Raw genomic sequence first — 13,054 nt, forward strand, 5'->3', positions numbered from 1 at the left:
CAGCCGTAAGTCTTGTCATAAATATTAGACGTATTACTTCAGCGAACGGTTCAACTGAATAATTTCTTTTGCAAGTGTTGCCGCTTTGAAGAAATCTTTTTGCCTCTCCGCTTCTGCACGTTCTAGTTCTTTTTCCTTTATCATTGACAAATTCCGATGATTCAACACTTTTTTTACATAATCACTTAATTCAGCTTCACTTAGTTCGTCTCCAACTTGAATCATGAATATATCCGTCAGAAGTTGATTGATGATATCATCTTCTATACGGTTCATCAGGTGCTGCGGCGTTGGTTCTTTGCCTTCTTCATACAAAGCATAAATGTACGTGGCCAGCGCCCTGTGAGAATCTATATTAAATTCAATCCCTACTCTGTCAAGTACTTTTCGGATCACGTCATCGCTTTTTAACATATGAGCAAGCAGCATTCGCTCTGCATTTTCATATGCTGGCCGCAGACGCTTTCTTCGTACCTGTGTTGACAGATGTGCACGCCGTTTTTCAAGCCCGCTTTCTTCCTGCGTGCTTTTGGCTTCTTGACGCTGCTGTTTTTCAAACAGCTCCAGTTGTTCCTTTAATGAATCAAGTGAGATCGAGAACTCTCCAGCAAGCTGTTTCATGTAAATCTCTTGTTCCAAGGAACCGTTTAATCGGCTAATTTCTCGGAGTACCTGCTTCATATAAGTAAGCCGGTCTCCTTCATCAGATAAATTCTTTCCCCTACGGAAAAAGTTCATCTTAAAAGTCATTAATGTCACACTTGCATCTATGATGTCATTCCTAAATTTCTCGCCACCATATTTACGAATGTAATCATCTGGATCAAGTCCATCTGGTATCATGGCAACGCGAACTTTACATCCTCTTTTTCCAAGCAAATCTGAAGCTTTCATGGTGGCTTCATAACCGGCCGTGTCAGAGTCATAGCAAAGGATGATCTCTTCTACGTTCCGTCTGAGAAGTTTTACGTGCTCTTCTGTTAGAGACGTACCCATTGTTGCAACACTTTCGCCGACACCTGATGTGACAGCTGAGATGACGTCAGCAAATCCTTCGAAAAGAACCGCCCGTTCGCGTTTTCGAATATGCATACGCGCGTCATGAAAGTGATAAAGCAGCTTACTTTTATGAAAAAGTGGCGTTTCAGGACTATTCATATACTTAGGCTGCTGATCACCAAGCGATCTTCCGGAAAAAGCGACGACTGTCCCATGATGATCATGAATGGGAAACATCACACGATCCCTAAAGCGGTCAAAAAAGCCTGTTCCGTTTTCACGTTGAATCAAAAGACCGGCCTTCTCCATCATCGCAGGATCAAACCCTCGTTTTTCTAAAAACTTGGTCACGAAATCCCAAGAGTCAAGAGCATATCCGATCTCAAACTTGGCAATTGTTTCATCTGTAAAGCCTCTCGCCCGTAAATAATCGAGTGCGTTTTGACCTTCCTTTGTATTTACCAGCAAATGGTGGTAAAATTTCTTAAGAAGCTCATGCGCTTCAATCATTTTATGATCTGCAGTGCCCTCTTGCTGTGAGGAGCTGATCTGAGCATTTGCTACATGATCAGGCAAATCAATATGGTACTTATCAGCAACATGTGAAACGGCTTCAATAAATGAGTAGCCTTCCATTTGTCTGAGGAACGAAAATACATTACCTCCTGCACCACAGCCAAAACAATGGAAGATTTGCTTATCTGCTGAAACAGAGAATGAAGGAGTATTTTCACCATGGAATGGACAAAGACCGAAATAATTTCGACCTTGCTTTCTAAGCTGTACGTATTCTCCAATCACTTCGACAATGTCTGCGTTTTTTTGGATTTGCTCCAAAAGTTCATCTGGTATACGTTTGCTCATCCTAATAACACTCCGTCGTACATTATTCGCCTTTTAATTCAAAAATCCTTCATGATTCGACAGGATTTTTTGTAGTTGCGTAATAAATCGCTTTTTATCCTCTTCTAAAAGCTTTTTGGGACCTTTTCCATATACACCTTTTCTTCGCTGTTTACTGGAAACATGTCTGCGTTCCAAATCAAAATCAATTGTTTCGTTCGTGTACATCCGTCCTCTTTCAGACAGTACAATGACCTGTCTTGGAAGCAGTAATGAGGCAAGACCAATGTCTTGGGTGACGACAATATCATGCGCGGCAGCTGAGTTCGCAATGACTAAATCCGCTGCTTCCTTATGTGTATCTACAAACCGCCAATCTTCAAGTGGAGATCTTTTGGTTTGAAAATGCTCATATGAAGCAATGAATGTCACAGGTACTTGAAATTGAAATGCGACAGAAAGGATTTCGTCTTTTACAGGACAAGCATCTGCATCGACATAAATCGTCCTCTCTTGTTTATGTTCATTCAGGTGACTAATTCTCCATCCCTCCACCTTATTCCTGCTTTAGAGAAGCAAAAAGACCATACTTTTCCCCCATATAGCAAACAACAGTAAAACTCATTTTGTCGAAAAGTTATGTTCAGAATCACTTGACTTCTGCCAATATTAGTTTATTCGTTCTTGACTTAACTTAAACCTAAAATCAATCATTTTATCACAATTTTTTATTATAATACAAATGCAGCAAATATGCCATTGTTTTTGTTTACCCGTTTCCCACCATAGGAAAAACCCAGGAGGAGCATCCTGAGTTTATTCGGAACCTCTTTTGGTCAGCATTTGATGAATGACATTTGCCGTTTCTTCAACTGCTTTATTCGATACATCAACAACTTGACAGTTAATGCGGTCCACCACTTTTTCAAAATACTCTAGCTCTTCTTTAATCCGTTCAATGTTCGCATAAATCGCGCGATCATTTAAACCTAGAGATTTCAAACGCTCTTTACGAATATGATTTAGTTTGTCTGGACTGATTTTCAGACCGATACATTTCTTTGGATCAACTGAAAATAACTCCTCTGGCGGATCTACTTCAGGAACAATTGGAACGTTTGCTACCTTCAGCCGTTTATGCGCCAAGTATTGAGATAGTGGTGTCTTAGATGTGCGTGATACACCGATGAGCACAATATCAGCCTTTAGAATGCCTCTTGGGTCTCTGCCGTCATCATACTTCACTGCGAACTCAATGGCTTCAACCTTTTTAAAATAGTCCTCATCTAATTGACGTACACGCCCCGGCTCATGTTTCGCTTCATTTCCATAAGCAGTCTCCATTTTATCGATTAGTGGTCCGATGATGTCATAATAAACGACTCCGTTTGCTTCTGCTTCATCAATTAAGAATTGACGCATTTCTGGCACAACAAGAGTAAAGCAGACGATTCCGTTATCTGCTTTCGCCAGTGAAATGACTTCTTTAATCGTACCGACATCTTCTACATATGGGATTCTTCTGATATTTGAATGGTCTGATGAGCCGCCATCAAATTGGCTAAGTGCCGCTTTGACTACGAGCTCTGCCGTTTCTCCTACTGAATCTGATACCACAAAAATTACGCGATTACTCATAACATCCCCTCGCAGTCTTCTGTAATTAGATTATTTCATTCTCCGATAAATTAACAAGTATTTTCGTCATGTTTGTTTTCGTAATTCTGCCGACCACTTCAAAGCCTTTATCCGTATCTTTTATAACAGGAAGTGCGTCTATCTGCTTTTCAATCAAGTGCTTCGCCACACCCATAATGAAATCTTCCTTGCGGCAAACGGTGATGTTCGGCATTCTTGTCATAATAATATGGACAGGAATAGATGGAAGCTCCTGTTTTCCAATACTTGCGCGAAGGAGGTCTTTCCTTGACAACACGCCTGTTAAAATAGAGTGATCGTCCACAACGAATAATGTGCCCACATCTTCTAAAAACATCGTACAAATCGCATCATAAACTGAAACATTCTCATGTATCACCACTGGAATGGATTGAAAATCTTTCACTTGAAGTTTTTTCAGCTTATCTGCTAGAAGCTGCGTACCTGTTTTCCCTGTGAAAAAGTAGCCGACCCTTGGTCTTGCTTCTAAAAAGCCTGACATCGTTAATATGGCTAAATCCGGTCTGAGGGTCGCCCTAGTTAAGTTCAGCCGATCGGCGATATGCTCTCCAGTGATCGGACCATTCTCTTTGACAATCTGTAAAATCTGCTCTTGCCGTTTATTTAACTCGATTGTACTCACCACCTTTAAATAGAGAGAGCGAATCTTTACTTTATGTATATCATTTTCATAACTCATCATATTATAGCGCATCTTTGTCCGAATGAAACAAAAATCCACTCAAAAACCGTGAATTAAATGAGTAAAAAACGATTGCCCTTCAAAAAAGGCAACCGTTCTTAGGTATTTATTTTACAATTAAATTGTTCATATTCGCAAATGATTGAATGACTTTTGCTAGTTTGACCATTTGTGCCAAACGATTTCGTTTCAGCTTTTCATCATCTGCATGAACCATTGTGTGATCGAAATAATGAACAATCGGTGTTTTTAACGTATCAAGCGCATCAAGTGCTACGCTGTATTGCCCTGCTGCTACATGTTCCTTGACAGCTGTCTCTACTTGCTGATACGCCTCATATAGCTTTTGCTCATGCTCATTTTCAAACAGCTCAGGCTGAATTTCTGCGTCTTCCCCTTTTTTACTGATTGAAATGACGCGTCCTAATGCTTCTGCTGTTTCTTTGAAGCTTTCTTGTTTCACGCTCTCTTCAAGAACAGCTGCTTTTTTCACGACTGCATAAGGTTCAATATTTTCAACATCCAGTACTGCATCGACAACATCATGACGGATATGTTCTGCTTGGAGGACATATTTTAAACGGTGTGTTAAAAATTCAATGAGAGCCGTTTCATGTGCTGCTTCTACTTGAGCAAGTGCCAAAAGCTCTTTGAATGAAATGTTCCAATGACGATCAAGCAGAATTTGAACGATACCGCTCGCTTGTCTTCTTAGTCCATAAGGATCTTGAGAGCCCGTTGGAATGACATCAATTGAGAAGAAGGAACAAATAGAATCCAGCTTATCGGCTACTGCCACAATCGCACCAATTAAAGTGGAAGGCGCCTCATCACCAGCAAAGCGCGGCATATAGTGCTCATTGATGCTCTTTGCCACTTCTTCATGTTCGCCAAGTGCTTTTGCATATTTCTCGCCCATGATTCCTTGTAATTCTGGGAATTCATAGACCATTTGAGTCACAAGGTCAAACTTCGAAATACTTGCAGCTCTTGCCACACGCTCTGACGTTTCGTCATCTGCACCGACATGCGCTGCTAGACGCGTCGCAATGTCTGTCACTCTCTTTAGCTTGTCGCCAATTGTGCCAAGTTTCTCATGGAATACAACCTTATCAAGCTTCTTAATATTGTCTTCAATGACTAGTTTTTCGTCTTCTTTATAGAAGAAGGCAGCATCTGATAAACGTGCACGAAGTACTTTTTCGTTCCCTCTTGCGACATTTTCAAGCGCCTCACTGTTTCCATTTCTCACCGTAATGAAGTGAGGCAATAATTCCCCTTGCTCATTTTTCACAGGGAAATAGCGCTGATGCTCTTTCATTGTAGTTACCAATACTTCTTCCGGCAATGCAAGGAATTCTTCTTCAAAGGAACCAGATAGTACCGTTGGGTATTCTACAAGATTGTTGACCTCTTCTAGAAGCTCAGGATCAACAGGAATCACCCAACCTTTTTCTAAAGATAGAGCATTTAGCTGCTCGGTAATGGATAGTTTTCTTTTATCTGAATCTGCAATGACAAATTGATCTCGCAATGTTTGCTCATAAGAAGCAGGCGAGTCGATGATGGCTGCCTTACCAAGGAAACGGTGTCCTCTTGTCTCGCGGCCGCTTTTCACCCCAGCAATGTGAGCAGGTACAATCTCCTCTCCAAATAAACAAACAATCCATTTAATCGGACGGATGTAGCGTAAATCTTTGCTCCCCCATCTCATGTTCTTTGGAAAACTTAATGAAGCGGCGATCTCACCTAATGCTGGCAGAAGGTCTTTGACTTGCTTTCCTTCTTGAAACTTCTGGACATGGACATAATCCACTCCTTTGATCTCTTTAAAATAGAGATCATCTGTTGAAGCACCTTGTCCGCGGGCAAAACCTTCCGCTGCTTTTGTCCAATTGCCTTCCGCATCTTGCGCGATCTTTTTAGCCGGACCTTTTGCTTCTTCTTTGATGTCTTCTTGTTTTTCTGCGACACCTTTCACAAGTACAGCAAGACGTCTTGGTGAGTTAAATAGAGCAACATCTTCAAATGAAATGTTTTGCGCTTCAAACCACGCTTTTACTTTCTCTCCTAGCTGCTTTGTGCTTTCTGGCATGAAACGAGCCGGCATCTCTTCTAAGCCGATTTCGAGTAATACATCCTGTTTATTCATGAGAAGCCGCCTCCTCTTTTAGCATAGGGAATCCCAATTTTTCTCGTTCTTCATAATATGTTTTGGCTACTTTTCTTGCTAACTGGCGCACTCTTCCGATATAACCAGTTCGCTCAGTAACAGAAATTGCGCCCTTTGCATCGAGCAGGTTAAACGTATGAGAGCATTTGAGCACATAATCGTATGCCGGGTGAACAAGCCCTTTGTCCATTTGGCTATGCGCTTCCTTCTCATAGGTTGTAAATAAATCAAACAGCATGTCAGTATTAGATGTTTCAAATGTATAAACAGAGTGCTCATATTCAGCCATTAAGAATAAATCTCTCACCGTGAATCCGTCTGTCCATTCAAGATCGAAGACATTTTCTTTATCTTGGATGTAGGAAGCAAGACGTTCAATACCGTATGTGATTTCTACGGAAACGGGCTTACATTCTAAGCCGCCGACTTGCTGGAAATACGTGAATTGGGTGATTTCCATCCCATCAAGCCATACTTCCCAGCCTAGCCCTGCACAGCCCAGAGATGGGTTTTCCCAGTTGTCTTCTACAAAACGAATATCATGTTTCAGCGGGTCAATACCAAGCGCTTTCAAAGATTCAAGATACAGTTCTTGAATATTGTCAGGTGACGGCTTAATGATCACTTGGAATTGATGATGCTGATACAATCTATTTGGGTTTTCTCCATATCTGCCATCAGCCGGGCGTCTTGAAGGCTCTACATACGCTACCTTCCATGGCTCTGGACCAATGCTTCTGAGGAACGTGTATGGACTCATCGTTCCGGCACCTTTTTCTGTGTCATACGCCTGCATTAATACGCAGCCTTCATTTGACCAATGCTTTTGCAACGTCAAAATCATGTCTTGAATATTCAATGATCGCACCTCCATCTTTTCTACACCATCCGCTATGTATGGCGGGTGGGTCTAGAACCCCGCAAAAGAACACAAAAACTCCCGTCTCTATGCTCGCAAGGCTCCTTGCAAACATAGGGACGAGAGTTTTTCCCGCGGTTCCACCCTATTTGCTGGTATCGTAGCATCCAGCCGCTTTGTTTTACGTTGCTCAAGAATGCCTTTCGTTACGCCTCCATCCTTAGCTCACACCGCCCTAAGGTCGCTTTTATGGATTCTGCGCAAGTACTTCTTTCTGTCAATGCAACATATTTTATCTTAGATGATCTTACAAAAAGTCATGAAAGATGTCAACTTTTGTTTTCCCCACCCATGAGCTTTTTCATGGATTCCATCTGATTCATGAATTTTTTTGATTTCAAATAAAGGCCTGAATACTCTTCATAGTAGTGATCGAGCACTTGACGAATTTCTTGTTTCGTCTGCGGTTTCACATCAACCTGACCGAGCCTTGATAAATCAAAATAATGAAATAAACGGAGCAGCCTTGCAGCTGCTGGAGATAAGGGCAGTTTATACGGATCTTTAGAAAAGCAATTTTGGCAAATAAAGCCGTTGTCTCTAATCGAGAAATGAAACTGCCCTTCTTTTTGACCACAGTGGACACATTGATCCAGTTCGGGCTTCATTCCCATCACTGATAACATTTTGACCTCTACGATAAATAAGATAATATCAGCATCTGTACCTTCATTCAGATGACGCAAAGATTGAAGCAGGAGCTCAAACAAATAAGGGTTTGGCTTTTTTTCTTCTGTGCCTTTATCGAGTAACTCTGTCATATATGCGGCATATGCGGTCAAGAATAAATCCTCCCGAATGGTTCGCATACTTTCAATCATTTCGCCTTGCTGGAGCGTTCCAAGTCCTGTTGATGATTGGATCAGGAAGGTTCCGTATAAAAACGGCTGGCTTATGGCTGACAGGCGGCTGTTTGATTTTTTTGCGCCTCTTGCCATCACACCAATTTTCCCATGTTCTCTAGTGAGCAGCGTGACAATTTTGTTTGTTTCGCCATAATCTGTTGTTCTAAGGACGATTCCTTCACTTTTAATGAGCATTTGTCTACACTCCGAGCATTGGAGGGGTCAAGAATTATAAGATTGGAAAATCAAATCGTGCTATCTCTTCTTCAAGTATATCGGGTCTTTCCAGGTTCTCCTTTTCTAACTCTTTGAAAAGCAGATACGTGTCAACGCTTCCTGTTTGTGAAAATACGTTCCATGTAAAATTCAACATAAAAACCCCACCTTTCTTTATTAGAAGCAGCAACGCTACATCCAACATATTAATTATATCTTGACCAAGCTACCTCCATTTCATGATAAACAATTTTTACTAATCGAACCGCACCATTGTCAGATTTTATGACAACAGCAACGATTTTTTAATATTCGTCTTCTCTAAATCCGAAATCACGAAGGTGAGTGGATTTATTACGCCAGTCCTTTTGAACCTTTACCCAAAGCTCCAGATACACTTTTGAACCGAGAAGTGCTTCAATATCTCTGCGCGCTTTTTGTCCCACTTCTTTTAATAAGCTGCCTCGTTTCCCAATAACAATCCCTTTTTGTGAATCACGTTCTACGACAATGGTCGCCGCCACATGGATCTTACCATTTTCATCTGGCTTAATGGATTCAATCGCCACTGCAATACTGTGCGGGATCTCTTCTCTTGTTAAATGCAGCACTTTTTCACGAATTAATTCAGAAATAATAAACCGCTCTGGATGATCTGTTACTTGATCTGCTGGATAAAATTGCGGGCCCTCAGGAAGATAACCTTCAACCTGCTGAAGAAGCGTGTCAATGTTGTTTCCTTCAAGAGCTGAAATTGGCACAATTTCCTTAAATGGATAACGTGTGCGGTATTCATCAATTAAAAGGAACAGCTCATCTGGGTGAATTTGGTCGATTTTATTGACGACTAGGAATACCGGTGTAGATGTTTGCTTGAGTCGTTCAATGATGAATTCATCACCCTTGCCATAGCCTTCCTTTGCATTGATCATAAACAAGATCAGGTCGACTTCCTTCAGTGTATTTGTAGCCACTTTCATCATAAAATCACCAAGCTTATGCTTAGGTTTATGAATCCCTGGTGTATCGATAAAGATCGTTTGTGACGTGTTTGTTGTTAAGACACCTTGCACTTTGTTTCGTGTCGTTTGGGGCTTATCACTCATGATGGCGATCTTTTGTCCAATCACACGATTAAGAAAGGTTGATTTTCCTACATTTGGTCTTCCAATAATGGATACAAATCCTGATTTGAAGCTTTCGTTAGTCATTTAAATCCTCCGGTGAAAATGCGCCTGGCAATAGTTCGTTTACTGTTGTTTCGTATATTTGTCCTTTTAAGTTCGTTAGAATCACTGGCATGTCAGGTGCACATAGCTCTGAAATAACCTGTCTGCATGCGCCGCACGGCGAAACAGGCCGGTCTGTATCAGCTACTACCGCTAGCATTTGAAACGATGTGATGCCTTCTGAATAGGCTTTAAAAAGTGCTGTTCTTTCCGCACAATTACACATACCATATGCTGCATTTTCAATGTTGCAGCCGCCATACACTTTTCCATCGTTCGACAACAATGCTGCACCGACTTTGAATTTTGAATAGGGTACATATGCAAAATCTCTTGCTTTAACTGCTTCTGAAATCAACTCTTGTTTGTTCATTCCTAGTTCCCACTTTCAGAAGAAATGGACCCACTGTCACATTTATATTTTACATAATTCACGTGACATTTTCACGCCCATTTCTAAAAATGTTAATAAATAGTAATATTGTTCTATTGCATGATCTTCGGTAAGAAGATGATCAACCCAATCATAACCGAAATCGCGGCGTAAACGCAAACAGCGCCTGCTGCGGCGTCTTTCGCTTTCTCAGCAAGCGGGTGCCTCTCTTCTGTCATCAGGTCCACTGTATGTTCAATGGCTGTATTGACAAGTTCAAGCGCAAACATCCCCCCGCATAAAAGCAAAACGATCATCCATTCGAATGGTTCAATGTGAAACCAAAAGCCGCAGATCACCACGATGATGGCTGCGACTGTGTGAAATCGAAAATTCCGTTCATTCAAGAAAGTTCGCCATATTCCTCTAAATGCATAATAAAAACTCCGAAAAAAACGGGCAAGCGGCCTTCTTTTCTTACGAAGATCTTGAAAGGCCATAATCATCCAAGATCTTTGTCTGTTTGGCGAACATTTCTTTTTCATCTTCCTCTGTCATATGATCAAACCCGAGCAAATGCAGGAATCCATGAATGGTGAGAAATCCAAGCTCTCTCATAAAGGAATGTCCATATTCCTCTGCCTGCTCTTTCGTACGGTCCACACTAATGATGATGTCACCGAGTACAGGCGGAATATCATCAGCACCAATGATTTCAATTTCCCCTTCTCCTTCTTCTTCGAGTGCAAAGGAGATCACATCCGTTGGTGCGTCTTTTCCGCGGTATTCTTTATTAATTTGATGAATCTCTTCATTCGAAACGATCGTCACTGATACCTCCGCTTGATCTTTGACCTCAAGGGCATCAGCAGCGAACTGAAGAAGCTTTTCCACTTCTTCAAGCTGCTCTTTTGATACTTGTCCTGTTTCATCTATTAAATCGATTAACAATGTCATTTACTTCACCTTCTGCTTCGGGGCATCTGGATATTCAATCCGAGAATGGAAAATCCCCTTTAATGTTGTACAAATCGTTTGACTAATAATATTTAACTCTTTAAATGTCAGATCACATTCGCTGAATTGCCCATCCTGCATTTTATCGGAAATAATGCCTTTGACGAGCTTTTCGATCCGCTCTGGATTTGGATTATGCATCGATCGTACCGCTGCTTCCACGCTGTCCGCTACAGAAATAATTGCCGCTTCTTTTGATTGCGGTTTTGGCCCAGGATAACGGAATTCTTCTTCTGTCACCTGATCATCACGCTCTTTTGCCTTATAGTAAAAGAACTTTAACAGCGACTTCCCGTGGTGCTGTTCGGCAATATCGACAAGCTCTTCAGGAAACTTCTTTTCTCTCAGCATATCAGCTCCATCTGTCGTATGGGCAATAATGATATTTTTACTTAGCTGAGGAGAAAGCTTGTCATGCGGATTATCAATGTTCATTTGGTTTTCGATAAAGTATTGCGGTCTTTTCGTTTTCCCAATGTCATGATAATAAGCGCCAACCCTTGCTAAAAGACCGTTTGCTCCGACTGCTTCACATGCAGCATCTGCTAAATTTGCCACCATGACACTATGATGATATGTACCTGGTGTCTCTGTTAAAATCTTTTTAAGGAGCGGATGGTTTGGGTTAGATAGTTCAATCAGCTTCATTGTTGAAAGAATGCCGAACATACTCTCAAACACTGGCATTAGCCCAATGACCAAAATAGATGATGCAAACCCTGACACAATTGCCATCATAAGGTTCACACCGATTTCAAGTCCTGATGGTGAGGAGTTTTGAATCAGCGTTATGGATAGAACCACAAGGACATTCACCAAAGCGACCGAAAGCCCTGCCTGCAATATTTTTGAACGCGCATTATGCTTTCTCAAAAATAAAATGCCCGCCATCCCGCTCACAAGGTAATAAGCGCAGATCACATAGTTAAAGACGCCGGTTACTCCTTGATTAAACATCATACTGCCGCAAAGAGCAAATACAAGACCAGACAAGATCGCTAGCCGCTCATTGATAAGCAACTTGATCAGCATCGTGCCAAGCGCCACTGGCACCACATAACCTATCGTCGTATACTTCGTTTCCTGGAAGAGACTGAATACTTCCATGATAACTAAAATAATGGTAAAAATGAGCGAGTAGAGAAGCAACGACTTATTCTTATGAACAAGCGATTTTTTCCTCGATTCAAGTGAATGAATAATCGCTGCTAAGAATAGACCAATCAATATCATAAGACCGCTTACTGGCTTAATCAAATTGGAGCTATTTAAGAGCCCTGTCAGTTCTAATTTACGATACACTTCTCGGTCGATAAGTTCTCCTTCTTCGACTAAGATTTGCCCTTGCTTAATTTGAACCGGCTGAATATTATCAGCGGCTTCTTGCCTTTTCTTCTCTGTCGCCACTGGATCAAATACATAGTTTGGAATGATCGCAAATTCACCGATTTCTTTCGCTGCATTTAAGTATTTGGATGGAATTGAGTTATTTTCAAGCTCTGTTTTCACTTGTTTTTTCTCATCTTGTAATTTCGCTGCTGTGATTTCTTTACTCATCAGTGAATTCACCACTGTGATGATGGAATCCTTAGTAAAAGAGAGATTTTCGTCACTTGCCTGAAGCAGTGCTTTGATGGATTGGTCTGAAACAGCCTCCTGCATATCTGATGTGAGTTTTTCTTTTACACGCTTGACCATTTCTTTATCTGATGGCGGATTTTCTTTTTCATCAGCTGCTTTCTTCTCTTCTTTAATGGCTTCGAAAAGGGAGGAGATGAGGTCAACACGATTGTCAGAATACGCTTTTTTGAGTGTATATTGATCCTCTACTTGATCTGTTGCTTCTTGCTTCTTTTCTTCTGTCGCTTCTTGATCATCGACGGTTGATGGAGAATAGATGGTCTGTTCGCTCACTGAAAATAAATCTAAGTCGAGCGATTCAGGCTTTACATGGAAGAAGAGCACCACGAATAGAATGGCTGCTAAACCAGCGTATAGCAAAACATTTAAATAACGTGAGCGCTCCATTTTCTGAGGTTCTTTTTTAGACAGCAGTCTTTTGCGCTTACTGTCTTTCT

Annotated in this window: 13 protein-coding genes; all 13 read right to left on the minus strand. The window is 41.2% G+C overall.

Annotated features, from left to right (window positions below; genetic code table 11):
* Window positions 1-33: 33 nt before the first annotated feature.
* Entirely contained in the window at window positions 34-1,863 is a 1,830-nt protein-coding gene (gene dnaG / locus MKY18_RS11560) for a DNA primase (protein ID WP_106065602.1), read from the minus strand.
* A 33-nt stretch (window positions 1,864-1,896) separates the two neighbouring features.
* A complete protein-coding gene (locus tag MKY18_RS11565) occupies window positions 1,897-2,397 on the minus strand; it encodes a YaiI/YqxD family protein (protein ID WP_126740715.1) in 501 nt (166 codons plus the stop codon).
* 261 nt (window positions 2,398-2,658) lie between these two features.
* Complete coding sequence (locus MKY18_RS11570; protein WP_044139409.1) at window positions 2,659-3,480, minus strand: pyruvate, water dikinase regulatory protein; 822 nt, start codon at window positions 3,478-3,480, stop codon at window positions 2,659-2,661.
* 25 nt (window positions 3,481-3,505) lie between these two features.
* Entirely contained in the window at window positions 3,506-4,144 is a 639-nt protein-coding gene (locus MKY18_RS11575) for a helix-turn-helix transcriptional regulator (protein WP_034620854.1), read from the minus strand.
* Window positions 4,145-4,310: 166 nt separating this feature from the next.
* Complete coding sequence (glyS, locus tag MKY18_RS11580) at window positions 4,311-6,356, minus strand: glycine--tRNA ligase subunit beta (RefSeq protein ID WP_044139410.1); 2,046 nt, start codon at window positions 6,354-6,356, stop codon at window positions 4,311-4,313.
* On the minus strand, window positions 6,349-7,236 hold the full coding sequence (gene glyQ / locus MKY18_RS11585) for a glycine--tRNA ligase subunit alpha (protein WP_003217487.1): 888 nt from the start codon (window positions 7,234-7,236) through the stop codon (window positions 6,349-6,351). The genes glyS and glyQ overlap by 8 nt, the downstream gene beginning before the upstream one ends.
* A 329-nt stretch (window positions 7,237-7,565) precedes the next feature.
* Window positions 7,566-8,336, minus strand: coding sequence for a DNA repair protein RecO (gene recO, locus MKY18_RS11590; RefSeq protein WP_034661344.1), 771 nt, complete (start codon window positions 8,334-8,336; stop codon window positions 7,566-7,568).
* 34 nt (window positions 8,337-8,370) lie between these two features.
* Window positions 8,371-8,514 carry a YqzL family protein gene (locus MKY18_RS11595; RefSeq protein ID WP_065098441.1) on the minus strand — a complete coding sequence of 48 codons (144 nt, stop codon included), beginning with the start codon at window positions 8,512-8,514 and terminating at the stop codon, window positions 8,371-8,373.
* Window positions 8,515-8,662: 148 nt separating this feature from the next.
* Window positions 8,663-9,568, minus strand: coding sequence for a GTPase Era (era, locus tag MKY18_RS11600; RefSeq protein ID WP_065098416.1), 906 nt, complete (start codon window positions 9,566-9,568; stop codon window positions 8,663-8,665).
* Entirely contained in the window at window positions 9,561-9,959 is a 399-nt protein-coding gene (locus MKY18_RS11605; RefSeq protein WP_003217296.1) for a cytidine deaminase, read from the minus strand. The genes era and MKY18_RS11605 overlap by 8 nt, the downstream gene beginning before the upstream one ends.
* A 113-nt stretch (window positions 9,960-10,072) precedes the next feature.
* Window positions 10,073-10,459 carry a diacylglycerol kinase family protein gene (locus MKY18_RS11610; RefSeq protein ID WP_044139413.1) on the minus strand — a complete coding sequence of 129 codons (387 nt, stop codon included), beginning with the start codon at window positions 10,457-10,459 and terminating at the stop codon, window positions 10,073-10,075.
* Window positions 10,437-10,916, minus strand: coding sequence for an rRNA maturation RNase YbeY (gene ybeY, locus MKY18_RS11615; RefSeq protein ID WP_012010615.1), 480 nt, complete (start codon window positions 10,914-10,916; stop codon window positions 10,437-10,439). Before ybeY ends, MKY18_RS11610 begins: the two co-directional genes overlap by 23 nt.
* Window positions 10,917-13,004, minus strand: a complete 2,088-nt coding sequence (locus tag MKY18_RS11620; RefSeq protein ID WP_342497832.1) for an HD family phosphohydrolase — start codon at window positions 13,002-13,004, stop codon at window positions 10,917-10,919. It lies immediately after the preceding gene.
* Window positions 13,005-13,054 lie beyond the last annotated feature (50 nt).

It is taken from the genome of Bacillus sp. FSL R7-0672 (genome assembly GCF_038601465.1).
GTDB lineage: Bacteria > Bacillota > Bacilli > Bacillales > Bacillaceae > Bacillus > Bacillus pumilus.